Genomic DNA, 24,379 nt, shown 5'->3' with positions numbered 1-24,379 from the left:
CCGCGTCGCCTTGGCGGCGACGTCATCGCCCCGATAGGAATACCGGTTCGAGAGGCCGCGCAAGTTACGAGTCGGTAGGGTATCCCCGACCTATTCGTTGGGCATCTGCGACAGGGCTTCTTCCAGTTCGGCGAAGCTGGGCTGGCAGGCGGTCGGCACGTTGCCGCGGCCGATCTCGACCGAGATCTGGGCGGCGTTGCCGTGCAGGTGGGCGACCAGAACGGCCTGGATGATCTTGTAGAAGGCGTGGTCCTCGTCCAGCACCGCGCCCAGACGCGTGGCCATCGGGCCGACCAGACCATAGGCCATGAACACGCCCATGAACGTACCCACCAGAGCGCCGCCGATCATGGTGCCCAGCACCGCCGGCGGCTCGGTGATCGAGCCCATGGTCTTGATGACGCCCAGCACGGCGGCGACGATACCCAGGGCCGGCAGACCGTCGGACAGCTGGGTCAGGGCGTGGGCCGCCTGGTGGGCTTCGTGGTGGTGCTTTTCGAGCTGCTTCTCCATCGCGTCCTCGACCTGGTGGGGATCCTCCAGGTTCATGGTCATCATCCGCAGGGTGTCGCAGATGAAGTCGACGGCGAAGTGGTCGTGGGCGATCTTGGGGTAGCGCGAGAAGATCGTGCTTTCCTGCGGCTTTTCGATGTGGGCTTCCAGGGCGATGACGCCCTTGGACTTCATCGTCTTGGTCAGCAGGAACAGCAGGCTGAGCAGGTCGCGATAGTCCTGCGCCTTCCACTTGGGACCTTTGAAGATCGTGCCGAAGCCGGCCAGGGTGGCCTTGATCACGGTCATCGAGTTCGAGATCAGGAAGGCGGCGACGCCGGCGCCGCCGATGGCCATCAGTTCGTGCGGCGCGGCGTGAATGATCACGTCCATCTTGCCGCCCGAGATGATGTAGGAGCCGAACACCAGGGCGAAGAGCAGAACGATGCCGATGATCTGGAACATGGCGTAGGCGCACCTCGAGTTTGACGGCGCATCATCGCGGTTAATGATTAATCCAAGGTTCTCGCCCGCCCGTCGATCGCGCGACGGCCCGCGACACATTGCGCGGGCGGGAACGCGGGTCTAACGGTTGTTTGATGACTGCGGAGACTCAAGACAGCCGGAGCAACCGGCGGGCGTTCGCCATTCTCTTCGGCGTGTCGGTGGCGACCGCCCTGGGGAACACCGGCATGTTGTCGGTTCTGCCGGCGATCGGTCGCGAGATCGGCATCCCCGATGCGCTGGTGGCTGGGATCTTCTCGCTGTCGGCGGTGCTCTGGGCGGTGACCTCGCCGTTCTGGGCCCGGCAATCGGACCTGCGCGGGCGCAAGCCCCTGATCGTGCTGGGCCTGGCCGGGTTCGCCGTCTCGATGACCCTGTGCGCGATCGTGGTGTCGGCGGGACTGCACCATCTGGCGCCGCCGATGGTGATCTTCGTGCTGTTCCTCCTGGCGCGCGCGCTGTTCGGCGGCTTCGGCTCGGCGGCTAACCCCGCCACCCAGGCCTATCTGGCCGATCGCACCCGCCGCGAGGAACGGACCCAGGCGATGGCCAGCCTGGCCGGCGCCTTCGGGCTCGGCACCGTGGTCGGGCCGCTGCTGGCCCCGCTGTTTGTTCTGCCCATCATCGGATTGGCCGGTCCGATGGTCGCGTTCGCAGCCCTGGCCGCAGCGATGCTGTTTGTGGTCCATCGCGGCCTGCCCGAGACCTTCAAGCCCGGCGGCGGCGAGACGCCGCCGCGTCGGCGCATGGGTCTGCCGTGGCGGGGCGAGAGCGCGGCGCTCTGGAAGGACCCGCGCCTCAAGCCGTTCCTGATCTTCGGCTTTCTGGTCGCCACCTGCCAGACGGCCCAGACCCAGACCTTGGGGTTCCTGATCATTGACAAGCTGGGCCTGTCGCCGATCAAGGCGCAGGGCTTCATCACCCTGGCCATGGCGGCCGGCGCGGTGGCCGGCCTGCTGGCGCAATGGGGCCTGATCCGGATGTTCCGCATGGGGCCGCGCGAGCTGATGCGCTGGGGCGTGGCGGCCGCGGCCCTCGGCAACATCGTCGTCGCCTTCGCGCCCGACTACGCGGCGGTGGCTATCGGCTACGCCATCGCCAGCCTAGGCTACGGCTTCGCCCGGCCGGGCTTCACGGCGGGCGCGTCGCTGTCGGTCGAGGCCAAGGACCAGGCCGGCGCCGCCGGGGCGATCGCCGCGATCAACGGCCTGAACGTCGTGGTCGCGCCGCTGTTCGTGCTGCTCTATCAGCAGATCGGCTGGGCGCCGTTCGTGCTCAACACGGTGATCCTGCTGGCCATGCTGGTCTACGCCTTGCGGCAGGTCATGCTGCGCTCGGTCAACCAGGGCGACGCCGACGAAGAAGCGGCGATCGCGGGCCTGGAACGGTCGGACGAGGGCGGCGTCTAGAGCATTTCACGTCCTGACTGCGTCAGGCCGTGAGCTCTAGTCTTTCGTTTTGGCGCATTTTTCTTCACGCGAACCGGAACCACTTCGCTCGAAAAATACTCTGGCTTTAAGCGACCAGGCGCTCCAGCGCGCGGCGGTCCTTCAGCACCATGTGGCGAACGGTCGGCAGGGCGATCAGGCCCTCGTCCTGCAGGCTGGTCAGGGTGCGCGAGACGGTCTCGATCGTCAGGCCCAGATAGTCGGCCATGTCCTGGCGGCTCATCGGCACGTCCAGTTCGGCGTCGGCGCGGGTGCGGGTGGCGATGTCGAGCAGCAGGCCCACCACGCGCTCCTGCGCCGACCGGCGGCCCAGCATCAGCACGTGGTCCTGACAGCGTTGCAGGCCCTCGGCGGTCAGGCGGAACAGCGCCCGCGCTGCGTCGCTGCGCTGGGCGGCCAAGTCGCTGAGCGCCCCGCGGCGGATCATCCGCACGGTGGCGTCCGACATGGCCTCGGCGTTGATCCGGTGGGTTTCGCTCATCTCCAGGCCGAAATAGTCGCCGGCGAAGTGGAACTCGTCGATCTGGCGGCGGCCGTCACGCAGGATCCGGTAGGTGCGCACCGACCCCGACACGACCTGATAGACATAGTCGGCCGCCTCGCCCTCGCCGAAGATCTCTTCGTCGCGGTGGAAGCGAGCGCAGGCCCCCGGCGCGGGCAGGACGGCGTCGAAGAAATGGTCGTTGTCGACCGTCTTGGCGCGGATCGGAGACAGCATGGGAAACCCCTTCGTTTGGTGTGGGTTTTTTGCGCCATCTCAAACCGATCCGATATTCGGGGCATGCGCCTAAGGGGCGGTCCGCTAAGGGGAGTCCCTTAGGCGGCGATGCTGAGGTCGAGGATTTTGACTCCGATCAAGGCCGGGGCCGCGCGCCTGTGGCCAACATGCGGTCATGTGCGACCGGCCCGACCTGTCGGACGGCGACCCCGACCGTCCCATGATCCTCCTCCTGGTGGAGGATGAGGCGCTGCGCGAGGCCCTGCGGTTCTCGCTGGAGACTGACGGCTACATGGTGCGCGCGCCCGCCGATACGCACAGCTGCCTGAACTGTTCGGACTGTGGCGCGGCCGCCTGCGTGGTCATCGACGACGGCGACGCGACCGTACCGCCGCCGACCGCCGGCCGTCCGACCATCGTGCTGACCGGCGATGCTCAGCGGTTGGCCCGTCGAGGCGTCACCGGCGTCACCCTCGTGGAAAAGCCGCTTCTGGACGATAAGCTGGGCCGTGAACTCTCGACGCTGCTGGCGCGGGCCGCGCCCGGGCTGCAGCTCTAACGCTTACGGAGACGCGGCGAAGGGCGTGGTGCGCGCGATGCGCTTGACCAGATGACGCGCCAGCGCGACGGCGCCCAGGATCACGATGACGCCCAGGTGAATCAGCAAGGTCGCCAGGGCCAGCGCCGCCAGAAGCACCGCCACCACGGCCTGCGGTCCCAGCAGGAAGACCATCAGATTGCCGAACACCAGATCCTTGTTCGCCAGCAGCGGAATGCGGGAAACCAGGTAGCGAACGGCCATCAGCACCAGCCAGACGCCGGATTCGACCTCCGGAAGGGCCATGCGCCAGATCATCACGGTCAGCGCGGTGGAGACAATGATGCGCAGCCCATGGGCGGCGGTGACGAACAGCAGCAGGCCGGGTCGCAACGAAAACACCCAGCGGCCGAAGACCAGCAGGCCGACGGAGATCGCGATGGGCACGAGGCCCGACCAGAGCGCCGGCCCAAGCTGTTTGACCAGGCCAAGTTCGCTCAGTTGCGTGGCGCTGACGGCCGCCAGGACCAGGGTCAGCAGGTTGCCCAGCAACGCCGAGATGATGCTGGCGTCCTTGATCGCCGCAAACGGCGCGACATCCGCCCCGCTCGCCCGCCGCGCCCACACATAGAGATAGGCCTGGCCGCTGTAGCCCAGGACGGTTTCGTTGATCACGTTCTTGAGCAGCAGAACCCCGATGCCCGACGGGGGCAGGTTCCAGGTCCGCCGATATACGGCGAAGTCGCAGATCGGCTGGGTCAGGTACAGCAGCACCATGGCCGGCCAAACGGCGAGCGGCAGCTGGACGATCATCTTCAGCGCATCGACGGTCGCGCCGTCCAGTTGGAAGAGGATCGCCGCGACCAGGCCAACCGAAACCGCCACGCCCAGGACATTCCACCAGAGCGAGGGGGCCTTTGGGTTCCATGCCTCCGGGTTTGGCGCGGGCGGCGCGGGGGTGTTCAGGGTGGGCGTCGCGGTCAAGGCCTCGCGCCTCCGGCGGCGGGTGTGGCGACCGTGATGCTGGGGTCCAAGGCGGGCTTCACGAGCGTCTGGTAGTGATCGAATAGCTCGGCGAAGTGGTCGATGTCATGTCGGACGCGGCCTGCGGCCTCCAGCGCGGCGGACCGGAGGGGTGCGGGATCGCGCGCGAACAGGCGCAGGATAGCGGCGGCGGCGGCGTCTGTATCGCCGGAGGGGTAGATCTCGGCGCTGGCGGGTTGGGCCAGATCGGCGAAGCCGCCGCGATTGGGGCCGACCAGAGGCAGGCCGCTGGCCATGGCTTCGGCGGGCAGCAGGCCGAAGGTCTCGGAGTCGCAGCCGTGCACCAGCACGTCCGCGCTGGCCAGATGGGCCGCCAGAAGGGGGCGATCGCGGATCGGCGGGATGAGGTGGACGTTCGGCTGACCGGCGGCGGCGCGCCGCACGCGGGCCCGATCGATGCCATCGCCCACCACCACCAGGCCGATGGGGATGGTCTTGGAGGCTTTCACGGTGGCCTCGATCACCATCGGCCATCGCTTCTCGGGATGGAACCGTCCGACCGCCAGGGCCAGTTTGGCGTCGTGGGGCATGCCGCAGGCCTCCAGCAGCCGTGACCTGAGCGCCTCGTCCCGCAAGGTGGGCGAGAACGCGGCCCGATCGATGCCCAGCGGTATCCCGGCCACGGGGCCAAGGCCGTGCTGCTCAAAGCGCTTGGCCAGCCAGTGTCCGCCGGCGACGGTCGAGTCGAAATGCCCCCGCAGCGACCGCAGATAGCGCCAGAACCACTCGAACCACTGATCGATGCGATCGGGGCTGGCCAGGCTTGCGAGCCACCGCTGCGGATAGATCGCCACGGGGTCGGCGTGCATGAACATCGACCGCGCCGCGCGCCCGCGCCACCGAGCGACAACCCACGCCCCGCGCCAGGGAGACGAGGCTTCCACCAGGTCGGGCGCCAGCGCGTCCAGGTGCTTGTGCACGGGCGCGGCGTCCCAGAACATGTAGTAGTTGGCGTCGAACGGCAGGCGCGGCGCGCGCACCCAGAACACGCCGCCGGACGGGCGCGGCTCGAATCGGTCTTCCGGCCCGGGAGCGATGACGAAAAGCTCGTGGCCAAGCTGGGCCGCCACCTCGAACTTGCGGTCGATATAGGTTCTGACCCCCCCGCCGGTGGGCGAATAGAACTCGGCGACGTCCACGATCCGCATCCGGCGGCCCCCCAGAAGAACACGTCCGCCACCGGTAAATCAGTACCGTGACGGTCGTGCGTAAACGACCTTCACAAAAACGACGGCGTTGCCTGCTCTAACGCTTAGACTGAGCCGCTTCCTGGGGGGGAGCGGAGCCGCCTGGGCCACGTCCCCGGCGCTCATGGGAAAGCATGGCGATGGATTCCAAGGCCTCGTTGTTCGCCAACGGCTCGCGTCCGGCGCGGATCGCCTTGTTTTCAGGGAACTACAACTACACGCTCGACGGGGCCAACAAGTCGCTGAACCGGTTGGTCGACCACGTGCAGCGCACGACCGGCGCGCAGGTGCGGATCTATTCGCCGACCTCGCCCACGCCGGCCTTCGCCCCCGTCGGCGAGCTTGTTTCGGTGCCCTCGGTCACCATCCCGTTCCGCAAGGACTATCGCCTGGCGCTGGGCATTCCGCCCGCCATCAGGCGCGATGTCGAGGCGTTCGCGCCTGACCTCATTCACCTCTCGGCGCCTGACCTGCTCGGATCGGCCGCGCTGAAGCTGGGGCGAAGCCTCAAGACGCCGGTGGTCGCCAGCCTCCATACGCTGTTTGACTCCTATCTCGACTATTACGGGCTGGGCGGCTTGCGCGCTGTGGCGCGTCGGCGGCTGTGGCGGTTCTACGGCGCGTGCGACTATGTCATGACGCCGACCGAGGCGATCGGGGATGAGCTGCGCGCGCAGCGCTTGGGCGTTCAGGTCCGGACCTGGGCGCGCGGCGTGGACGCCCAGCTGTTCAATCCGGGGCGCCGTAGCACGGCGTGGCGCGCGGCGCAGGGCTTTGATCCCGATCGGCCCGTCATCGTTTTCCTGGGCCGCCTGGTCATGGAGAAGGGTCTGGCGGCGTTCGCCGAGACCATCGACCGCCTCGCCGCGGCGGGGCCCCCGCCGCAAGTGCTGATCATCGGGGATGGTCCCGCCCGGGCCTGGTTCCAGGACCGCCTACCGACGGCGACCTTTGCGGGCTTCCTGACGGGCGAGGCGCTGGCCACGGCGCTGGCCAGCGGCGATATCTTCCTCAATCCCAGCACGACTGAGACCTTCGGCAACGTCAACCTGGAGGCGATGGCGTCGGGCCTGGCCATGGTCTGCGCCGACGCGCCCAACACCCGCGCTCTGCTGCGGGAAGGTCTTGATGCGATCCTGTGCTCGCCGAGCGATCCTGGGAGCTACGCAGACGCGCTCCGGGGGCTTGGTCAGGATCAGGACCGCCTACGCCGGATGGGCGCCAAGGCCCTGGCCCGCAGCGCGGCCTATCGCTGGACCGAAATCCTGGACCAGGTGGTCGATATCTACGCCGAGGCCCTGGACGCGCGCGCGATGGCGCCCAGCCGGCCCGAGACGGCCGCGCCCGAGCCACGGGTCTGGACCGGACGGCCCGCCGGGCTGGTGGACGCCCAGGCCGCAGCGATGACGGCGCGCTAGAGCGTGACGCCGAAAGTGGGAACCGGTTTCGGCGCCAGTCACGCTCTAACCTTTTGAAATAGAGCCCTTTTCATCCGGTCGGATCGGTTCGGTCAGATCCTGAAGGGCTCAAGGCACGACGAGCTTCGCCTTGATGTTTCCCAACACGCTTGATCGCTATCTGCTCCGGCGGACCCTGGCGCCGATGTCGGCCGTCCTGATCAGCACGATGGTGGCGTTCCTGATGGAGCGCTTGATGCGGTCGTTCGATCTGCTGTCGCAGACCACGGAAGGCGTCCGGTATCTCACCGAATTGCTGGTGAACCTGACGCCGCACTATGTGGGCCTGACCCTGCCCGGCGGCTTTTTCATCGGCCTGTTCGTGGTCGTGAACGGCTTGAACAAGAGCTCCGAGATCGACGCGATCCTGGCGAGCGGCACGTCGCTGACCCGCTTCACCGCGCCGTTTGTCGCGATGGGCGTTCTGCTCATGGTGTTGAGCGTCTTCCTGTTCGGCTTCGTCCAGCCCTACAGCCGTTACGCCTATCACGCGGTGCTGCACGCGGCCGAGAACGCCGGCTGGAACGGCGACGTGCGGCCCAAGGCGCTGCTGTCGGCGGGCTCCGACTTTTTCCTCACCGCCGATCGGACCGACGCCAGCGGGCGCAATCTGCAGCAGGTCTTCATCCGGCGCATCGACCCGAACGGCCGCGAAGACATCGTCACGGCGATGTCGGCCGTCGTCCATAAAGACCCGACCGATCGCCAGATTGCGCTGGAGCTGACCAACGGGCGTCAGATCAGCACCGTGGCCGGCGCTCAGAGCTATGTCGTCAACTTTTCGCGCTTGATGTTCAGCGTGCCCGCCGGCGACGCGGGGCTGTTGCGATTGCGCGGCGAGGACGTCAGCGAGTTGACGTTGGTTGAACTGGCGCGCCAGGGCTTTGGTCTGCAGCCGGCGTCCTTGCCGCGAGAAACCTTGTTGGCGGCCTTGTACGCCCGTCTCGCCCGCGCGCTGATCCTGCCCCTGTTGCCTCTGATCGCCGTGCCGTTCGGCCTCAGCGCCAAGCGGGCGGGGGCGGGCGCGGCGGTCGCCACCGGTGGGGTCCTGTTGTTCGCCTTTGAGATCCTGATGGTTCTGGGACAGGCGACGGCCGCACGCGCCACAGCCCTGGTCGCGGTCGCCTTGCCCGCCGTGATCTTCGCCGCGATCTGCATCGCCACGTTCGTGGTCAGCCAGCGCCGGCCCGGCGAGAACCCGGTCAGCTGGTTTATCGAACACGTCGCCGCCGTGGCGCAGGCCGTCATCAAGACGGTCCGTCGTCGGCGGGCGCTTCCAGGCTGAGCGATGGGGCTCTAGCCGCCGCGCACCGACAGGGTCATGCGCACCAGCGCCGCCAGATTGTCGGCCTGCATCTTGGTCATCAGCTTGGCCCGATAGATTTCGACCGTCCGAGGACTGATGCCGAGGTCGCGGGCGATGACCTTGTTGGCGTGGCCGGCCACGACGCCGTCCAGCACCTGGCGCTCGCGCTCCGACAGGCTCTCGATCCGCTTGAGGATCACCTGCTGGTCGTCAGAGACCGGCGCGGCCTCGACGGTGGCGAAGGCGCGCTTGAGCGCGTCCAGCATCCGCGACTCCGAGAACGGCTTTTCCAGGAAGTCGATCACGCCCGAGCGCATCGCCTCGACGGCCATCGGAATGTCGCCGTGGCCGGTGATCATCACGATCGGCATCTTGATCTTCAGGGCCGACAGGCGGGCGACCAGGTCCTGGCCGCTCATCTCGGGCATCCGCACGTCGGTGATCACCACCCCGGGCTTGGCCTGCGGCAGGGCGTCCAGGAACGCGGGCGCGCTGGCGTAGGCGACGACCTCGAAGTCGGCCGACTCCAGCAGGAACGCCAAGGACTCGCGGGCGCTCTCGTCGTCATCCACCACGTGGACCACGGGGGCGTCAGTCATCGATGGTCTCCTTCTCGCCGGCCAGAGACTCGGCTGGCGGTAGCGTAAATCGGAATAGCGCGCCGCCGCCAGGATTCGCCTCGGCCCAGATGCGACCGCCGTGCGCCTCGATGATCGAGCGCGAGATCGACAAGCCCACCCCCATGCCCTGCGGCTTGGTGGTCATGAAGGGCTGGAAGAGGCGTTCCAGCACCTCGGGGGCGATGCCGGGGCCGGTGTCGGCGACGCAAACCTCCGACCAGCCCTCTTCGGTCAGGCCGGTGCTGATCAACAGCGCCCGCTTTCGGGGTTCCTGGGCCTGCATGGCGTCGATGCCGTTGCGGATCAGGTTCAGAAGCACCTGCTGGATCTGGACCCGGTCGGCGAACACGTCGTCCGCCTTCGGATCAAGTTTCAGCCGGACGTCCACCTGGCGTTCCTTCTCGCCGATCAGGGCCAGGGCCGAGGCTTCCTCGATCAGCTTCGACAGGCTCTCGGCCTCGCGCTCGCTGGCGCCGCGGCGGGCGAAGTCGCGCATGCGGTGGATCACCTCGCCGGCGCGCAGGGCCTGGGCGGCGGCGCGATCGATGGCGTCGCGCACCTTGACCTGGTCGGCCTCGCGGCCGCGATCCATCAGCCGGCGCGAACCGGTCAGCAGGTTGGCGATGGCCGACAGGGGCTGGTTCAGCTCATGGGCCAGGGTGGAGGCCATCTCGCCCATGGCGGTCAGGCGCGAGACGTGGACCAGCTCGTTCTGCAGTTCCTGCAGACGGGTCTCGGTCTCCTGGCGTTCGGTCAGGTCGCGGATGAAGCCGGTGAACGAGGGCGTCGGCCCCCGGGTCTCGCCGACCGCAAGTTCCATGGGAAAGGTCGAACCGTCCTTGCGGCGGCCCACCACCACCCGGCCCGCGCCGATGATCCGCTTCTCGCCCGTGCGGGCGTAGCGATCCAGATAGCCGTCGTGGGCGGACTGATAGGGCTCGGGCATCAGCAGGCTGACGTTCTGGCCGATCGCCTCGGCCTCGGTCCAGCCGAACATCCGCTGCGCCGCCGGGCTGAACGAGGTCATGATCCCGGCGCGGTCGATGACCACCACGGCGTCGGGCACGGTGTCGAGGATCGAGCGCAGGTGGTCGTTGACCGCCGCCGCCCGCCGCCGCGCGGCGTGGAACCAGCCCCCGCCCACGGCCATGCCAAAGCCGACCGACAGGAAGATCGCCGCCGACAGGCCGCTGACCAGGTCGAACGGGATGTCGCGCGTCACCCACCAGACCGCCGCCCAGGCGAAGGTGGTGCCGAACACGCCAGGTCCCACGCCGCCCAGCGCCGCGCTGACCAGCACCGCCGGCACGAACAGCAGGAACGACGACGGCGCGGTGAACGCTTCGGGCAGATACAGGCGCGCCACCGCCGTCGCCATCACCGCCGCGAAGGCGGCCAGATAGGCGGTCGGGTGGGGGTCGCTGAACAGGGTCGAGGACAGGCCCCTGGTCGGTTTCATCGTCGCCCGCGGCTCCTTGGATTTCATGCGGTTATAGCCGCGCGGGTTTGAGCCAGGTCAAGGCGGCTCGGGCCCGGTGGGCTCAGCCTGACGGTGTCTAGCAAGGGAGACTGTCGATGTCGGGTGGACAAACGGCCTATCTGGCTCTGGTGATCGCTGCTTTCGCGACCTTCGCGGTTGTGCTGTTCACGACCCATATCCGGGTGAACCTGAAATAGCGACCAGGTCATAGGGCGGAGACAAGGCTCGGCGACGCGCTCGCCGGGCCTTTTTCGTGTGTGTCTAGGTGGACGGTCCGCTCGCAGATCGCCAGAGGCGCGGCGCGGTGGCTGACCAGAACAACGCCCTGTCCGGTGCGCTTGAGGCGCGCGTCCAGATGGGCCAGGACCGCCGCCTCGGTCGCCGGGTCCAGGCCCTCGGTGGGCTCGTCCAGCAACAGCCAGGGCGCATCACGCAGATAGGCGCGGGCCAGGGCCAGACGTCGCCGCTCGCCGCCGGACAGGCGCTCTCCGTCGTCACCGACATAGGCCGACAGTCCTTCCGGCGCGGCGCGAACCCGCTCGGCCAGACAGGCGTCCTCGAGCACGGCCCAGAGTTCGTCATCGCTGGCCGTGGGCGAGGCCAGGCGCAGGTTCTCGCGAACCGTCCCCGCCACCAGACCCGCGTCCTGCGGCAGCCAGGCGAAGGCCTCGCGCGTCGTGACGGCGTCGGGGCCGCGAAGGCCCAGCAGCGTTTCGATCGCCGTGGTCTTGCCACAGCCCGAGGGACCGCAGATCGCCAGCCGCTGGCCGGGGCCAAGGGTGTGGCCGAAGAGGTCCAGATGATCAGGGCAGGGCGTCTTGCGGGGCGCGTGGCGCGGACGATGGCGCAGCACCGCGTCCAGGCGCTCACGGGCTTCATGCGCTGCGCCATCCTGGTCGAAGGCGTTGGCCAGGCTGGTCAGGGCGTCGATGCTCATCACGGCGGCCAGGCCCGATAGCGCGGCCAGCGCCGCGCCGGCGGGCGCAGCCAAGGCGATCGCGGCGGCCACAGCCGCGCCGCAGATCACGGCCTGGCTGGCGATGATCAGGCCCTGGGCGCGCGCGGCGTCTCGCCGGGCGGCGTCCAGAGCGGCGGCGCGGGCGTTGAGGGTCTCACCCGCCCAGTCGGCCAGGCCGTAGGCGCGCAGCTCCGCAGAGGCCGACACCAACGCGGCGACCGAGTCCTTCAAGGCGCCGGTGCGGGTCTGGATCGTGGCGCGGGCGGGGGCGGAGAAGCGCCGCGCCAGCGCCCGCGCCGATACGAGCGCAGCGGCGGCGGCGGTCAGGATCGTCAGCGCCGGGGCCCAGCCCGCCAGCAGGGCGAGCACAAGACCCGCCCCCAGGCCGGCGGCGGCGCTCCAAGGTGCGGACAGGCGCACGAAGCGGGTCTCGATGGCGTCGACATCCTGGACGAGGCGCGCCGAGGCCTCGCCGCGCGACAGGCTCAGCGACTGAGACGGCGGCGCGGCCGCCAGGCTCTCGAACACAGCCGGTCGGATGGCGGCGAGCGCGCGCAGCGCGGCGGCGTGGCCCGACAGCCGCTCGCCATAGCGCGCGGCCGTCCGCAGGATCGCCAGGAAGCGGATACCGGCGCTGGGCAGCAGGACGTTGAACGCATGGGCGGCGGCCAGGCCCGCCGCGCCGGCGCCCGCGCTGGCCACGATGAACCAGCCCGACAGGCCCAGCAGCAGGGTCGAGGCCGCGCCCACGGTGACGGCGCTCAACACCGCCAGGCGCAGGGCGCCGGCGCGTTGGCGCTTCTGGGCGCGAATGAGGTCGTCGAGCGGGCTGGTCCCAGGCGAGCGCGTCATAGCCGCACCACCTGGTCCGCCAGAGCGGCGACCGTCTCGGCGTGGGTGGCGATCAGGGTCGTGCGGCCCCGCGCGGCCTCGCGGATGGTCTCGACCATCGCCGCCTCGGCCTCGGCGTCGAGATTGGCGGTGGGCTCGTCCAGCAACAGGATCGGCGCGGGCTTGAGCAAGGCGCGGGCCAGCGACAGTCGCCGGCGCTCGCCGCCCGAGAGGCCCGAGCCGCGCTCGTCCAGCATGAAGTCCAGGCCGCCCGGCCGCGCGGCGAGGGCGGGGCCAAGACCGGCGCGTTCGGCGGCCGCAGCGATCTCGGCGCGGCTGGCGTCGCGGCGGGCCAGGGCGATGTTGTCGGCGATCGAGGCGGGGAGGATCAGCGGCGACTGTCCCGCCCAGGCGATGTCGAGCTCAATATCCGTGTGCAGATTATCATTGACCCGGACGACGCCGGCGGTCAGCGGGGCCAGGCCGAGCAGCGCGTTGAGGATCGAGCTCTTGCCTGCGCCGCTGGCCCCGACCAGGGCGGTCACCGAGCCCGCGGGCGCGACAAGGTTGAAGCCTCGCACGGCGGGGGCGTCGGTGTCGGGATAGCGGATCTCGACATCCTCGAAGCGGAGCGAGGGCGCGGCGGTCAGCCGGGCGCGGGCGGGCGCGGGGGCCGGGGCCTCGAAGGTCGCCAGGCTCTCGGACGCGGCCTCGGCGGCCTGGCGGTCGTGATAGGCGGCGGCCAGGCGGCGCATGGGGGCATAGACCTCCGGCGCCAGGGCCAGCACGAAGAAGGCGCGCGCAAGGTCCGGCTGTTCTGGAACCGGGAAGGGCAGCAGGCGCAGCAGGTTGAAGCCGCAATAGACCGCCACGAGGGCCACCGACAGGGCGGCGAAGAACTCCAGCGCGGCCGAGGACAGAAAGGCCACGCGCAGGACCCGGATCGTGCGCTCGGCCAGGCCGGCCGCCGAGCGGGTGAGGGCCACCGTCGTGGCGCCCTCGACCTGGAAGGCCAGCACCACGGGCAGGGCGCGGACCCGGTCAAGGAACAGGGCCGACAGCCGCTCCAGGGCCTGGAACTGGGCGCGCGCCTCGCTGGCGGCGGCGGTTCCCGTCAGGATCATGGCCAGGATGAACGGGATCAGGGTTCCCAGCATGATCGCCGCGGCGATGGGACTGGCGACGGCGGCGGCGGCGATCATCAGCAGCGGCAGGACGCTGGCGGAGAGACGCGTGGGCAGAAAGCGGGCGACATGGCCGTCCAGCGCCTCGACGCCCTCCACCAGGGCGGTGGCGGCTTCGCCGGCGGGGCGGCGGGGACCGGCGAATACGGCGCGGGCCAGGGTGATCCGCAGCGAGGCCTTGGCGTCGGACGCCGCTTGAGCCCCGATCACGCCGGTGGCCATCGCCAGACCGCCCCTGACCGCCAGGGCGGCGGCCGCGACGAGCAGCCAGACGGCGAACAAGGTCGGGTCTCGCGCTTGAGCGATCGCATCGACGCTGAGCGCCAGGCCGGCGGCGAAGGCGATCGCGGCGACCCCGTCCAACAGGCCCAGCAAGCCCGCGCGGCGCACCGTCGGCGCGACGGTCCGCTCCCACTGCTTGAGCCAGGTCTTGGCGAAATCGCGACGATCGAAGTGCACTATGCGGGCGCCCATGGGATGAGTGTAGGGTGGGGTTATCCGCCTGCCTTGATCAGGATCAAGGAACGGAGGGTCGGGTGGGTCTAGGGCTTGGCTCTCGATCGGCCCGATCATCGGCCGTTCGCCTCGGAGCTGTCCATGGACCCCGCTGTCATTGACCTATCGCGACTCCAGTTCGCGCTCACCGCTCTCTACCACTTTCTGTTCGTGCCCCTGACACTGGGGCTGTCGTTCATGCTGGTCATCATGGAGAGCATCTATGTGATGACCAAGCGCCCAATCTGGCGAACCGTGACGCGGTTCTGGGGCGCGCTGTTCGGCATCAACTTCGTGCTGGGCGTGGCCACCGGGATCACCATGGAATTCCAGTTCGGCATGAACTGGTCCTACTACTCGCACTATGTGGGCGACATCTTCGGGGCCCCTCTGGCGATCGAGGGCCTGATGGCCTTCTTCCTGGAAGCCACGTTCGTGGGCCTGATGTTCTTCGGCTGGGACAAGCTGTCGCGCGTGGGGCACCTGTTCGTGACCTTCATGGTGGCGCTGGGCACCAACCTGTCGGCGCTGTGGATCCTGATCGCCAACGGCTGGATGCAGAACCCGATCGGCGCGGCGTTCAATCCCGACACCATGCGCATGGAGGTCTCCAGCTTCCGCGACGTGCTGTTCAACCCCGTGGCCCAGGCCAAGTTCGTCCACACCGTCAGCGCCGGCTACGTGATCGCTGCGGTGTTCGTGCTGGGGATTTCGGCCTTCTACCTGCTGAAGGGCAAGTATGCGGGCGTGGCCAAGCGGTCGATGACCGTGGCGGCCGCCTTTGGCCTTGCCTCGTCGCTGTCGGTCGTGGTGCTGGGCGACGAGAGCGGCTACGCGCTCACCGATAACCAGAAGATGAAGCTGGCCGCCCTGGAAGCCATGTGGGAGACCGAGCCTGCTCCGGCGGGCCTGGCCGCCTTCGGCATCCCCAGCATGGCCGACCGCAAGACCCACTACGAGGTCAAGATCCCCTATGTGCTGGGCCTGATCGCCACCCGTAGCCTGGACAAGCCGGTGGAAGGCATCTTCGAGCTGGTCGCCAAGGCCGAAGACCGCATCGAGTCGGGCGTCATCGCCTATGGCGCGGTCGAGGCCCTGAAGATCAATCCTAACGACATGGCCGCCCGCGCCACCTTCGAGCTGCACCGCAAGGACCTGGGCTACGCTCTGCTGCTGAAGCGCCACGTCGCCGATCCGCGTCAGGCCAGCCCCGACCTGATCAAGAAGACCGCCTGGGACGTGGTTCCGCCCGTGCCCGTGATGTTCTGGTCCTTCCGCATCATGGCCGGGATCGGCTTCCTGATGATCCTGCTGTTCGCCACGGCCTTCGTACTGGTCACCCTGCGCAAGCACGAGACCAAGTGGTTCCTGGTCCTGGCGGTGGCGGCCATCCCGCTACCCTGGATCGCCGCCGAGATGGGCTGGGTGCTGGCCGAGGTCGGTCGTCAGCCCTGGGCCGTGGAGGGCGTGCTGCCCACCTTCCTGGGCGCTTCCAGCCTGACCGTCCCGCAACTGCTGACCAGCATCGCGGTCTTCACCCTGCTGTACGGCGCCCTGGCCGTGGTCGAGGTCGGCCTGATCCTCAAGACCATCAAGCGCGGCCCGTACGCCCTGCACGATCCCGCCCCCGACGGTTCGCCCGAACCTGAAGCCGCCGTCGCCTAAAGGAGCGCCTCACAATGGAAATCCCAGTCGATTTCGCCACGCTGCGCGTGATCTGGTGGGCCTTGGTCGGGATCCTCCTGATCGGGTTCGCCCTGACCGACGGCTTTGACATGGGGGTCGGCGCTCTGCTGCCCTTCGTCGCCAAGACCGACAAGGAACGCCGGATGGTGATCAACACCGTCGGCGCCACCTGGGAAGGCAACCAGGTGTGGTTCATCCTGGGCGGGGGCGCGATCTTCGCGGCCTGGCCCTTCGTCTACGCCATCAGCTTCTCGGGCTTCTACCTGGCGATGTTCGTGGTGCTGACCGCCATGATCCTGCGGCCCGTGGGCTTCAAGTACCGCTCCAAGCGCCCTGATCCGCGCTGGCGCGCGTTCTGGGACTGGGCGCTGTTCGTCGGCGGCTTCGTGCCGGTGCTCTGCTACGGCGTGGCCCTGGGCAACGTGCTGCAAGGCGCGCCCTTCCGCCTCGATGGCGACCTGCGCGCCTTCTACGACGGCACGTTCCTGGGTCTGTTCTCGCCCTTCGCCCTGCTGTGCGGCCTCTTGTCAGTGTCGATGCTGATGCTGCACGGCGCAGCCTGGATCACGATCAAGGGCGAGGAAGGCCCCGTGGCCGAACGCGCTCGCCGCATCGGCGAGATCGCCGGCCTGGCCAGCATCGTGCTGTTCGCGGCCGGCGGCTTCTGGGTGGCGTTTGGCGGCATGGGCTTCCGGATCGAGGGTCTGGCCGATGCGGCGGGCCCGTCCAACCCGCTGCGCGGCGCGGCCGCAGTGCGGGACCCGGGCGCCTGGCTCGACAACTATGGCCGTCATGGCTGGATGATCATCGCCCCGGTCCTGGGCTTTGCGGGCGCTGTCCTGGCCCTCTTGGGCCTGCGCGCCAAGAGCGCCTGGATGGCCTTCACCGGGTCCTCGGCCTCGGCCACGGGCATCATCGCCACCGTCGGGCTGTCGATGTTCCCGTTCATCCTGCCCAGCAGCGTCGATCCCCGCTCCAGCCTGACGGTGTGGAACGCCTCGTCCAGCCACATGACCCTGTTCATCATGCTGGTGGTCACGATCATCTTCCTGCCGATCGTGCTGGCCTACACCGCCTGGGTCTACAAGGTCCTGTGGGGCCGTAGCACCACGGCCGCCCTGGCCGTCAATCCTGACCTCTACTGATCCGAAGGAGACGAACCGATGTGGTATTTCGCTTGGATCCTGGGCCTGGGCCTGGCTGTCGCCTTCGGCGTGCTGAACGGCATGTGGTACGAGTTCGGCCTCGCCGACGACGGCGATGAAGGCCTCGACGAGGCCTGAAGCCTGGTCCCTCGGACTCGAATGAAGGGGGCGCGACATTCGAGCGCGCCCCCTTCATTCACCAATTAACGGTTGTTAAACGCGAAACAGGTTCTTGTGGCATGGACCCAGAGCGCGTCGATCGCCGCTCCCGGGTCGCGTTATCTGAATCGGGGATCCGTCATGACCGACAACACTGCGCCCGCTCTGGAACTGATCTCGTTCTGCATTGGCGAGCAGGAGTTCTGCATCGACGTGAAGACGGTGCGCGAGATCCGGGGCTGGACGCCGGCCACGCCGATCCCGCACGCGCCCAACTACATGCGCGGCGTCATCAATCTTCGCGGCGCGATCATGCCGGTCATCGACCTGCGCAATCGCCTGGGCCTTGGGGTCACCATCCCCGAGACCCGCCACGTGATCGTCGTGGTCGAGTGCCGCGACCGTCTGGCCGGCATCCTGGTGGACGCGGTGTCGGAAACCTTCACCGTGCCGCGCGAGAGCCTGCAGCCCGCGCCGGACGTCGGCGTCGAGGAGCTGCGCTACATCCAGGCGATCATCTCGATGGAAAACCGCCTGATCACCTATCTGCGCATGGACGACGTGTTCCCGGCCCAGGTCAGCGAAGCGGCCTGATCGGTTCAGGCATCGGAAACGAAAAAGGCCGCCGGGGCGATCCCGGCGGCCTTTTTCTTTGGTCTCAGCCCTGGCTGACGATCCGCGCCGCCTGGGCGTGGAAGCTGGCCTCGGCCTCGGCCGCGTCGGCCACCGCGCCGTGACGGTCGGCCGCGACGCTCATGTTGTTCTTGGCGTAGCTCTCGGAAACCTTGCGGGCCTCCTGGGCGCGCAGGGACGCGTTGGCCGAGGCCGTCTCATGCCAGGCCGCCAGGTCCTTGGCGGTCAGGGCGCCTTCGGCCGGCGCCGTCGGGTGGGTCGGGACGTCGCCAAAGCCGATCGCGACGAAGCCGTGGATGACCCCGCCATAGTCTTCCTCCGACAGCAGGAAGGTGATCTGCCGCTCTTCGGACTGGCCCGTATAGGTGTCGGTGGCCGGGTCGAACTCGCGCAGGACCAGGATGTCGCCCACCGCGAACTCGCGATCGTTGCGGCGGATCTCGAAGCGCTTCTGGCCGGCGCGGACGGCGGCGAAGTACTTGGGCCAGGTCTTCAGGTCGTGGCGGTTCATGGCGGAGAGACTTTTCTGGAAAACGGGGAGGCGGGGTTCTGGCGTGCGAACCCTAGCGTGGGGTTAATTGACGACAGTAAAGCTGTTTGGATCAGACGACTTCTCAAAACATGTGTCATCCCGGCCGAGCCCCGGCGAAAGCCGGGGGGAGAGCCGGGACCCAGGGGCGGTGCGCACCGCGCTCCTTCACCCCCTGGATCCCGGATAGCCTCTGCGAGGCTTCCGGGATGACACCACGTTGAGGCGCGAGACCTAGCTCATTCCTCGATGCAGAGCCGCACGATCTCGGCGCGCAGTTCGGGCATGCCCAGGCCCTTCTCCGAGGAGGTGGCCAGCACGCGCGGGAAGGCCGCGGCGCGCTTGGCGATGGCCTTCTGGGTCTCGGCCACGACCTTGTCGACCTCGGCCGGCTTGATCTTGTCGGCCTTGGTCAGGACGATCTGGTAGGACACCGCCGCCACGTCCAGGGCGTCCAGCGCCTCCAGATCGACCTTCTTGAGGCCATGGCGGGCGTCGATCAGCATATAGACGCGCTTGAGATTGGGGCGGCCGCGCAGATAGGCGCGGCCCAGGTCCTGGAACTTGTCGGCCACCGAGCGCGAGACCCGCGCGAAGCCGTAGCCGGGCAGGTCGACCAGCCGCACCTTCTCGGCCAGCAGGAAGAAGTTGATCTCCCGCGTACGGCCCGGCTCGTTCGAGGCGCGGGCCAGGTACTTCTGATTGACCAGACCGTTGATCAGGCTGGACTTGCCCACGTTCGAGCGGCCGGCGAAGGCCACCTCGGGCAGGTCGGACGGCGGCATGGCGTCCATGCGCACCGCCCCCATGATGAACGAGACCGGCTGGGCGAAGAACACGCGCGCGGCCTCGATCTGCTCCTCGGTGAAGTCCGCCGCGCCCGGCAGCAGGATCGGCGGTTCCTTGGGGAGCTTCTGTTCCTCGCTCATCAGGTCGCGCTAGCCGTCTTGCCCTGCAGGCGTGCGATGATCTTGTCGATCGGGTTCTCGACCTTGTAGCGGCGCATGATGATGTACTGCTGGACGATGGTCAGGACGTTCGACCAGCACCAGTAGATCACCAGGCCCACGGCGAAGCCCGACAGGGTGAAGGTGAAGATCACTGGGAACCACTGGAAGATCTTCTGCTGGATGGGGTCGCCGGCCGGCGGGTTCATCGCCGTGGTCAGCCACATGGTGAAGCCGTACAGCAGCGGCCACACGCCGAGGTGGGCGATCATCGCGCCGATCAGCGGCAGCGAACCCGGATCCCAGGGGATCAGGCCAAACAGGTTGAACATCGTGGTCGGATCGGGCGCCGACAGGTCCTGAATCCAGCCGAAGAACGGCGCGTGGCGCATTTCGATGGTGACGGTCAGCACCTTGTACAGGGCGTAGAAGACCGGGATCTGGATCAGCATCGGAAGGCAACCCATCATCGGGTTGATCTTTTCCTTCTGATACAGCGCCATCATCTCCTGCTGCTGCTTGGTCGGATCGTCCTTGTGCTTGGCCTTCAGCTTTTCGACCTCGGGGGCGATCTTCTTCATCTTGGCCATCGACTCGTAGCTCTTGTCGGCCATCGGGTAGAGGACGAGCTTGAGCACGACGGTCAGCAGCAGGATGGCCAGGCCGAAGTTGCCGACCAGCTTGTAGAAGACCTCCAGGATGTTGAAGATCGGGCGCGTGAAGAAGCGGAACATGCCCCAGTCGACGGCGTCGTCGAAGCGCGGGATCTCCGCCTTGGTCTTGTTCCAGAATTCCCAGATGGCCGGAGCCGGGGTCGCGCCGTACTCGTACTTGCGCAGCAGCGGCACGGTCTTGGCGCCGGCGAACAGGCGGGTGGTCTGGCTGATGGTGGCGCCGGGGTTCAGCACCTGCACCGGGCCCAGGAAGTTGACGTCATAGACGTCGACGCCCGCCACGTTGGTCACGCGATACTGGGCCTTGATGGCCTGGTTCTGGGCCGGGATCAGGGCGGTCAGCCAGTACTTGTCGGTGATGCCGGTCCAGCCGCCGACCGAGTCGAAGGACTGCAGCGGCTTGTCCTTCTTCCACTTGCCGTACTTGGCCATTTCCAGCTTCTGCTCGTCGGCCCCGCCCAGGACGCCGATCGCGCCCTCGTGGACGATCTGGTTCTTGCCCAGCTCGTCGCTTATGCCCTGGCGCTGGACGGTGGCGTAGGGCGCCAGTTGCAGGCCGTTGGTCCCGTTGTTCTTGACGCTGTCGGTGACCGTGAACATCGCCTGGTCATCGACGGCGATGACGCGGGTGAAGGTCAGGCCCTGGCCGTTGTCATGGGTGAGGGTCACCGGCGAATTGGGGCGCAGCACCTGGCCCGGCGCGGCGGTCCAGACGGTGCGGCTGTCGGGCAGGCCCGGCAGGTTGGCGCCGGCCCAGCCGAAATCGGCGAACCAGGCGTGCTCGGCGCCCTCGGGGCGGAACAGCTCGACCGGCGGGGAGTCCTTCTTGGTGGTCTCGTCGTACTTGCGCAGCAGCAGGTCGTCGATGCGCGCGCCCTTCAGGGCGATCGAGCCCGACAGGGCCGGGGTGTCGACGACGATGCGCGGGCTCAGGCCCTTGGCGGCCTCGCGCGACAGGCGCAGCGGCGCGGGATTGCCGTTGGCGTCCAGCGTGACGCCGGCCTTGGCGGCCGACTGTTGTTCGACGGCCTTCTTGGCGCGGAACTCGGCTTCGGCCTTCTTTTGCTGCGGACCCAGGACGAAGAACTGGTACCCGATCAGGATCGCGAACGCGCTGACGATGAACATCAGCGTGTTTTTGTTGTCGTTCTGCATGGAGCGCTTAACCGGAAACTGTGGGATCGGGTTGTGAAGAAGGGGCGGCGTCGTGGAGAGCGCCGTTCGAACGCCGGGAAACCTTGGTTACCCCGCGATCATGGTCGGCGGCGAGGCTTATCAGCGCGGTTTTGACATCGTCAAGCAAACGCGCCCATTCGCGTGTCCCCGTGCCGCCTCGCGCAATGAATACATAGTCATGCGATGGCCGTGCATGAAGGGGCAGGACCAGCCGGGCGGCTTCGCGCAGGCGGCGCTTGGCGCGGTTGCGTTCGACGGCGCCGCCGATCTTCTTGGTGGCGGTGAAGCCGACGCGCACCGTGGGGTCATCGTCGGCGCGCTGGCGCATCTGGATGAACACCGCGCCGCGCGACAGGGCCGGGGCCTTGGCGGCCAGCAGGAAGTCGGGGCGCTTGCGCAGCCGCTCAAAGCGCAACGGGGCGAACTTGAGATCAGCCATGAAAAAAGCCGCCTTTCCGGCGAGAACCTGAAGACAGGTCTGTGGAAAAGGCGGCTTTGATCATCGTCTCGCCTCCCGAGGGAGGAAAGAGAATTAGGCGGTCAGGCGCTTGCGGCCCTTGGCGCGGCGACGCGCGACGACCTTTTGGCCGTTCTTGGTGGCCATACGCGCGCGGTAGCCGTGACGGCGGGCACGCACGAGCTTCGACGGCTGGAAGGTGCGCTTCACGACGTGGCTCCGAATAATAAACGTTGAACGCGGGCCGGGTGGCTCGCGAGTGAGGCGCGGTGGATAAAAGAACGCTGCGGGGATGTCAACCTGAGTCGGTTGAAGGGGTTAGGGTTCTCCGACCGAACCACCCAACACCCGATCTCCCCGGCGAATGCCGGGGCCCAGATTCATCCGGGGCGTTTGGAGATGATCCGAGATGCGGCCTTTCAAGCCTTTATGATGCTTGTGGGTTCGATCTGGACCCCGGCGTTCGCCGGGGAGATCGGATGTTTGGCGTCACGGCGTGATCACCGCCTTGCCCACCACCTTGCGCTCGGCCAGCAGGTCGAAGGCCTCGCGCCAGCGGTCCAGCGGCAGCTCGGCATGCACATGCGGCCGGATCACGCCCGCATTGGCCATGGTCCAGATCGCGTCCGCGTTTTCGCGCCCCTTCTCGGGGAACTGGCGGCCATACTCGCCGGCCCGCACGCCCATCACCGAGAAGCCCTTGATCAGCGGCATGTTGACCGAGACGTTGGGGATCCGCCCCGAGGTGAAGCCGATCACCAGCAAGCGCCCGTCGAAGGCGATGCAGCGCACGCTCTCGTCGAAGACGTCGCCGCCGACGGGGTCGTAGATCACATCGGCCCCGTGGCCGCCGGTGATGGCCTTCACCTGCTCCCGGAAGCCCTGGGTGACGTTGACGGTCGCGTCGGGGGCGTAGAGCGCCTTGACCTGCTCCAGCTTGGCGTCGGAGGCCGAGGCGGCGATGACCCGGGCTCCGAGCGCCTTGGCCAGGTCCACGGCCGCCAGACCCACCCCGCCGGCCGCGCCATGCACCAGCACCCACTCGCCCGGCTCCAGCCGCGCGCGGCGCACCAGGGCGACATAGGCGGTGAGGTACGCCGCGCCATAGGCCGCGGCCTCGGCGAAGGACAGTCGCGCGGGCTTAGGCTTGAGCGCGCTCGCCGCCAGCACGGCGTACTGCGCAAACCCGCCCAGCCGCGCGCCGCCGACCACGGCGTCGCCCACCTCTAAGTCAGTCACGCCTTCGCCCAGCGCCACGACCTCGCCGGCCAGATCCAGGCCCGGCGTGAAGGGCAGGGGCGGTTTCAGCTGGTACTCGCCGCGCGTCATCAGGAGGTCGGGGAAATTGACGCTGGCGGCGCGCACACGCACCAGCACTTCGCCGGGACCTGGCGACGGCGTGGCGACCTCGCGGACCGCGCAGCCGGCGTAGTTCGGGGCGAGGTCCTCGACGACGAGGGCGTGCATCCTTTCCGGGAACACCGTCATGCCCCCTTCCCCCTTTGATGGGGGAAGGGTTGGGGATGGGGGTGACAGCGTCTCAGGATGGGGCTCGGCCGCGCGATGTCGTCCGGCGGTGTCACCCCCATCCCCGCCCTTCCCCCATCAAAGGGGGAAGGGAGAAGGAGGGCGCCCATCACAGCGTCCGCTTCTCAAACAGCTCGCGCACCAGCCAGGCGATCTCGCGGCAGGCCTCGTCAGCGGCGGGGATCGCGCCGGTGAAGGCCGTGAAGCCATGCGCCAGGCTGTCGTAGCAGCGGTAGCTGACCGGCACGCCGGCGGCCTGCAGGCGCTTGGCGTAGCCCTCGCCCTGGTCGACTAGGGGGTCGAAGCCGGCGGTGGCGACCACGGCGGGGGCCAGGCCCGTCAGATCGGCGGTCTTGTCGGGCGACAGGCGCGGATCGGCCGGGTCGGCGTCGGCGCCGATATAGTGGCCCATGAACCAGTCCATGGTCGCGCGGCTCAGCGGATAGGCGTCGGCGTAGGTGGTCATCGACGCGGTCTCGCTGGCGACGTCCACGGCCGGATAGATCAGGATCTGCGCAGCGGGCTGCGGCTCGCCCTTGCGCATCATCTCCTGGGCGACGATGGCCGAGAAGTTGCCGCCCATGCTGTCGCCGCCGATCGCGGGCGCAACCGCCGCCGCGCCGAAGCGGGCGGTGTTGTCGCGGGCCCAGCGATAGGCCGCCAGCACGTCCTCCAGACCCGCCGGGAACTTGTGGTCCGGCGCCAGACGGTAATCGACCGAGATCACGGTCGTGCGGCAGATGCTGGACAGCATCGAGCAGAAGGCGTGGCAGGTCTCCAGGTCGCCGATCACCCCGCCGCCCATGTGGGCGTAGACGATCAGCGGGGCCTTGGCGTCGGGCTGCTCGGGGCGATAGGCGCGGCAGGGGATCGGACCATTGGGCCCCTCGACCGACAGGCTCTCGGTGCGCACGCCGGGCTCCAGCGGCCCCTGCACGACGGCCAGGCCCTTGGCGCTGCCGGCGACGGCCTCAGCGGGCGACAGGCTGGTCATGGGTGGCAGCTTCTTGGCCGCATTGGCGAAGAACTGGAAGCGCGGGTCCAGCGTGCGCCCGCCCTTGTAGACGACCCCGCCGCCCGACATCGCCCGCAGGATCGGACTGGGCAGGGACAGGATCAGTTTCAGGATCGTCTTCTGGGCGGCGTCAGATGCCATGGTTTTCCCCTGCTTCTTTGTTGTTCTT

Annotated in this window: 24 protein-coding genes and 1 pseudogene; 10 read left to right on the top strand and 15 right to left on the bottom strand. The window is 68.2% G+C overall.

Annotated features, from left to right (window positions below; all coding sequences use genetic code 11):
* Positions 1-90 precede the first annotated feature (90 nt).
* Positions 91-957 (bottom strand): flagellar motor stator protein MotA, encoded by an 867-nt coding sequence (gene motA, locus CA606_RS15955; RefSeq protein ID WP_096053648.1) that lies wholly within the window; start codon positions 955-957, stop codon positions 91-93.
* 134 nt (positions 958-1,091) lie between these two features.
* On the opposite strand from motA, the gene CA606_RS15950 reads away from it, so the two are divergent.
* Positions 1,092-2,405: an MFS transporter gene (locus CA606_RS15950; protein WP_096053649.1), complete on the top strand. Its 1,314-nt coding sequence runs from the start codon at positions 1,092-1,094 to the stop codon at positions 2,403-2,405.
* Between the two features lie 106 nt (positions 2,406-2,511).
* Here the strand turns inward: CA606_RS15950 and fixK are convergent, their stop codons facing one another.
* On the bottom strand, positions 2,512-3,162 hold the full coding sequence (gene fixK / locus CA606_RS15945) for a transcriptional regulator FixK (protein ID WP_096053650.1): 651 nt from the start codon (positions 3,160-3,162) through the stop codon (positions 2,512-2,514).
* A 175-nt stretch (positions 3,163-3,337) separates the two neighbouring features.
* On the opposite strand from fixK, the gene CA606_RS15940 reads away from it, so the two are divergent.
* Entirely contained in the window at positions 3,338-3,721 is a 384-nt protein-coding gene (locus CA606_RS15940; RefSeq protein ID WP_096053651.1) for a nucleoside transporter, read from the top strand.
* Between the two features lie 3 nt (positions 3,722-3,724).
* On the opposite strand, the gene CA606_RS15935 is transcribed toward CA606_RS15940, so the two are convergent.
* Complete coding sequence (locus tag CA606_RS15935; RefSeq protein WP_181242635.1) at positions 3,725-4,006, bottom strand: hypothetical protein; 282 nt, start codon at positions 4,004-4,006, stop codon at positions 3,725-3,727.
* Positions 4,007-4,040: 34 nt separating this feature from the next.
* Here CA606_RS15935 and CA606_RS15930 point away from each other — a divergent pair, with 34 nt between their 5' ends.
* Positions 4,041-4,331: a hypothetical protein gene (locus tag CA606_RS15930; RefSeq protein ID WP_181242913.1), complete on the top strand. Its 291-nt coding sequence runs from the start codon at positions 4,041-4,043 to the stop codon at positions 4,329-4,331.
* A gap of 349 nt (positions 4,332-4,680) precedes the next feature.
* Here the strand turns inward: CA606_RS15930 and CA606_RS15925 are convergent, their stop codons facing one another.
* Entirely contained in the window at positions 4,681-5,892 is a 1,212-nt protein-coding gene (locus tag CA606_RS15925; RefSeq protein WP_096053653.1) for a glycosyltransferase family 4 protein, read from the bottom strand.
* A gap of 88 nt (positions 5,893-5,980) precedes the next feature.
* Here CA606_RS15925 and CA606_RS15920 point away from each other — a divergent pair.
* Positions 5,981-7,349, top strand: a pseudogene (locus tag CA606_RS15920) (glycosyltransferase family 4 protein).
* Between the two features lie 130 nt (positions 7,350-7,479).
* A complete protein-coding gene (locus CA606_RS15915) occupies positions 7,480-8,673 on the top strand; it encodes an LptF/LptG family permease (protein ID WP_096053654.1) in 1,194 nt (397 codons plus the stop codon).
* A gap of 11 nt (positions 8,674-8,684) precedes the next feature.
* Here CA606_RS15915 and fixJ read toward each other — a convergent pair whose 3' ends face one another.
* Both fixJ and CA606_RS15905 read right to left on the bottom strand, forming a co-directional pair.
* Complete coding sequence (gene fixJ, locus CA606_RS15910; RefSeq protein ID WP_096053655.1) at positions 8,685-9,293, bottom strand: response regulator FixJ; 609 nt, start codon at positions 9,291-9,293, stop codon at positions 8,685-8,687.
* Positions 9,286-10,773 (bottom strand): PAS domain S-box protein, encoded by a 1,488-nt coding sequence (locus CA606_RS15905; RefSeq protein WP_181242634.1) that lies wholly within the window; start codon positions 10,771-10,773, stop codon positions 9,286-9,288. The genes fixJ and CA606_RS15905 overlap by 8 nt, the downstream gene beginning before the upstream one ends.
* Before the next feature lie 110 nt (positions 10,774-10,883).
* On the opposite strand from CA606_RS15905, the gene CA606_RS15900 reads away from it, so the two are divergent.
* The gene (locus CA606_RS15900) at positions 10,884-10,991 is read left to right on the top strand and encodes a hypothetical protein (protein WP_181242912.1); all 108 of its coding nucleotides are present in this window, start codon (positions 10,884-10,886) and stop codon (positions 10,989-10,991) included.
* 8 nt (positions 10,992-10,999) lie between these two features.
* Here CA606_RS15900 and CA606_RS15895 read toward each other — a convergent pair whose 3' ends face one another.
* Together CA606_RS15895 and cydD are read right to left on the bottom strand one after the other, a co-directional pair.
* The gene (locus CA606_RS15895; protein ID WP_096053657.1) at positions 11,000-12,604 is read right to left on the bottom strand and encodes an amino acid ABC transporter ATP-binding/permease protein; all 1,605 of its coding nucleotides are present in this window, start codon (positions 12,602-12,604) and stop codon (positions 11,000-11,002) included.
* A complete protein-coding gene (gene cydD, locus CA606_RS15890; protein WP_096053658.1) occupies positions 12,601-14,241 on the bottom strand; it encodes a thiol reductant ABC exporter subunit CydD in 1,641 nt (546 codons plus the stop codon). Before cydD ends, CA606_RS15895 begins: the two co-directional genes overlap by 4 nt.
* A gap of 123 nt (positions 14,242-14,364) precedes the next feature.
* On the opposite strand from cydD, the gene CA606_RS15885 reads away from it, so the two are divergent.
* The 4 genes from CA606_RS15885 to CA606_RS15870 all read left to right on the top strand — a co-directional run bounded on the left by CA606_RS15885 (position 14,365) and on the right by CA606_RS15870 (position 17,846).
* Entirely contained in the window at positions 14,365-15,927 is a 1,563-nt protein-coding gene (locus CA606_RS15885; protein WP_096053972.1) for a cytochrome ubiquinol oxidase subunit I, read from the top strand.
* Between the two features lie 14 nt (positions 15,928-15,941).
* Positions 15,942-17,093 (top strand): cytochrome d ubiquinol oxidase subunit II, encoded by a 1,152-nt coding sequence (gene cydB, locus CA606_RS15880; RefSeq protein ID WP_096053659.1) that lies wholly within the window; start codon positions 15,942-15,944, stop codon positions 17,091-17,093.
* A gap of 18 nt (positions 17,094-17,111) precedes the next feature.
* The gene (cydX, locus tag CA606_RS15875) at positions 17,112-17,231 is read left to right on the top strand and encodes a cytochrome bd-I oxidase subunit CydX (protein WP_096053660.1); all 120 of its coding nucleotides are present in this window, start codon (positions 17,112-17,114) and stop codon (positions 17,229-17,231) included.
* Positions 17,232-17,393: 162 nt separating this feature from the next.
* Complete coding sequence (locus CA606_RS15870; RefSeq protein WP_096053661.1) at positions 17,394-17,846, top strand: chemotaxis protein CheW; 453 nt, start codon at positions 17,394-17,396, stop codon at positions 17,844-17,846.
* 64 nt (positions 17,847-17,910) lie between these two features.
* Here CA606_RS15870 and CA606_RS15865 read toward each other — a convergent pair whose 3' ends face one another.
* The 7 genes from CA606_RS15865 to CA606_RS15835 all read right to left on the bottom strand — a co-directional run bounded on the left by CA606_RS15865 (position 17,911) and on the right by CA606_RS15835 (position 24,351).
* Entirely contained in the window at positions 17,911-18,396 is a 486-nt protein-coding gene (locus tag CA606_RS15865; RefSeq protein WP_096053662.1) for an ASCH/PUA domain-containing protein, read from the bottom strand.
* A 257-nt stretch (positions 18,397-18,653) separates the two neighbouring features.
* Positions 18,654-19,343 carry a ribosome biogenesis GTP-binding protein YihA/YsxC gene (yihA, locus tag CA606_RS15860; protein WP_096053663.1) on the bottom strand — a complete coding sequence of 230 codons (690 nt, stop codon included), beginning with the start codon at positions 19,341-19,343 and terminating at the stop codon, positions 18,654-18,656.
* Positions 19,343-21,190 carry a membrane protein insertase YidC gene (gene yidC, locus CA606_RS15855; protein ID WP_096053664.1) on the bottom strand — a complete coding sequence of 616 codons (1,848 nt, stop codon included), beginning with the start codon at positions 21,188-21,190 and terminating at the stop codon, positions 19,343-19,345. The genes yihA and yidC overlap by 1 nt, the downstream gene beginning before the upstream one ends.
* Positions 21,191-21,197: 7 nt before the next feature.
* Complete coding sequence (gene rnpA, locus CA606_RS15850; RefSeq protein WP_096053665.1) at positions 21,198-21,650, bottom strand: ribonuclease P protein component; 453 nt, start codon at positions 21,648-21,650, stop codon at positions 21,198-21,200.
* A gap of 93 nt (positions 21,651-21,743) precedes the next feature.
* Positions 21,744-21,878 carry a 50S ribosomal protein L34 gene (gene rpmH / locus CA606_RS15845; protein ID WP_004622337.1) on the bottom strand — a complete coding sequence of 45 codons (135 nt, stop codon included), beginning with the start codon at positions 21,876-21,878 and terminating at the stop codon, positions 21,744-21,746.
* A 279-nt stretch (positions 21,879-22,157) separates the two neighbouring features.
* Complete coding sequence (locus tag CA606_RS15840; protein WP_096053973.1) at positions 22,158-23,135, bottom strand: NADPH:quinone oxidoreductase family protein; 978 nt, start codon at positions 23,133-23,135, stop codon at positions 22,158-22,160.
* Positions 23,136-23,304: 169 nt separating this feature from the next.
* Positions 23,305-24,351: an alpha/beta hydrolase gene (locus tag CA606_RS15835; RefSeq protein WP_233282163.1), complete on the bottom strand. Its 1,047-nt coding sequence runs from the start codon at positions 24,349-24,351 to the stop codon at positions 23,305-23,307.
* Positions 24,352-24,379 lie beyond the last annotated feature (28 nt).

Source organism: Caulobacter vibrioides (assembly GCF_002310375.3).
GTDB classification, from domain to species: Bacteria; Pseudomonadota; Alphaproteobacteria; order Caulobacterales; family Caulobacteraceae; genus Caulobacter; species Caulobacter vibrioides_D.
Note: the sequence above shows the minus strand (reverse complement) of the source record. Positions and strands in the feature narration are given on the sequence as shown.

Bases quoted from the DNA above. Each gene is read 5' to 3' on its own strand.
- motA (WP_096053648.1), bottom strand. From the start codon at position 957: ATGTTCCAGATCATCGGCATCGTTCTGCTCTTCGCCCTGGTGTTCGGC.
- CA606_RS15950 (WP_096053649.1), top strand. From the start codon at position 1,092: ATGACTGCGGAGACTCAAGACAGCCGGAGCAACCGGCGGGCGTTCGCC.
- fixK (WP_096053650.1), bottom strand. From the start codon at position 3,162: ATGCTGTCTCCGATCCGCGCCAAGACGGTCGACAACGACCATTTCTTC.
- CA606_RS15940 (WP_096053651.1), top strand. From the start codon at position 3,338: ATGTGCGACCGGCCCGACCTGTCGGACGGCGACCCCGACCGTCCCATG.
- CA606_RS15935 (WP_181242635.1), bottom strand. From the start codon at position 4,006: ATGGCCCTTCCGGAGGTCGAATCCGGCGTCTGGCTGGTGCTGATGGCC.
- CA606_RS15930 (WP_181242913.1), top strand. From the start codon at position 4,041: ATGATGCGCAGCCCATGGGCGGCGGTGACGAACAGCAGCAGGCCGGGT.
- CA606_RS15925 (WP_096053653.1), bottom strand. From the start codon at position 5,892: ATGCGGATCGTGGACGTCGCCGAGTTCTATTCGCCCACCGGCGGGGGG.
- fixJ (WP_096053655.1), bottom strand. From the start codon at position 9,293: ATGACTGACGCCCCCGTGGTCCACGTGGTGGATGACGACGAGAGCGCC.
- CA606_RS15905 (WP_181242634.1), bottom strand. From the start codon at position 10,773: ATGAAACCGACCAGGGGCCTGTCCTCGACCCTGTTCAGCGACCCCCAC.
- CA606_RS15895 (WP_096053657.1), bottom strand. From the start codon at position 12,604: ATGACGCGCTCGCCTGGGACCAGCCCGCTCGACGACCTCATTCGCGCC.
- cydD (WP_096053658.1), bottom strand. From the start codon at position 14,241: ATGGGCGCCCGCATAGTGCACTTCGATCGTCGCGATTTCGCCAAGACC.
- CA606_RS15885 (WP_096053972.1), top strand. From the start codon at position 14,365: ATGGACCCCGCTGTCATTGACCTATCGCGACTCCAGTTCGCGCTCACC.
- cydB (WP_096053659.1), top strand. From the start codon at position 15,942: ATGGAAATCCCAGTCGATTTCGCCACGCTGCGCGTGATCTGGTGGGCC.
- cydX (WP_096053660.1), top strand. From the start codon at position 17,112: ATGTGGTATTTCGCTTGGATCCTGGGCCTGGGCCTGGCTGTCGCCTTC.
- CA606_RS15870 (WP_096053661.1), top strand. From the start codon at position 17,394: ATGACCGACAACACTGCGCCCGCTCTGGAACTGATCTCGTTCTGCATT.
- CA606_RS15865 (WP_096053662.1), bottom strand. From the start codon at position 18,396: ATGAACCGCCACGACCTGAAGACCTGGCCCAAGTACTTCGCCGCCGTC.
- yihA (WP_096053663.1), bottom strand. From the start codon at position 19,343: ATGAGCGAGGAACAGAAGCTCCCCAAGGAACCGCCGATCCTGCTGCCG.
- yidC (WP_096053664.1), bottom strand. From the start codon at position 21,190: ATGCAGAACGACAACAAAAACACGCTGATGTTCATCGTCAGCGCGTTC.
- rnpA (WP_096053665.1), bottom strand. From the start codon at position 21,650: ATGGCTGATCTCAAGTTCGCCCCGTTGCGCTTTGAGCGGCTGCGCAAG.
- CA606_RS15840 (WP_096053973.1), bottom strand. From the start codon at position 23,135: ATGCACGCCCTCGTCGTCGAGGACCTCGCCCCGAACTACGCCGGCTGC.
- CA606_RS15835 (WP_233282163.1), bottom strand. From the start codon at position 24,351: ATGGCATCTGACGCCGCCCAGAAGACGATCCTGAAACTGATCCTGTCC.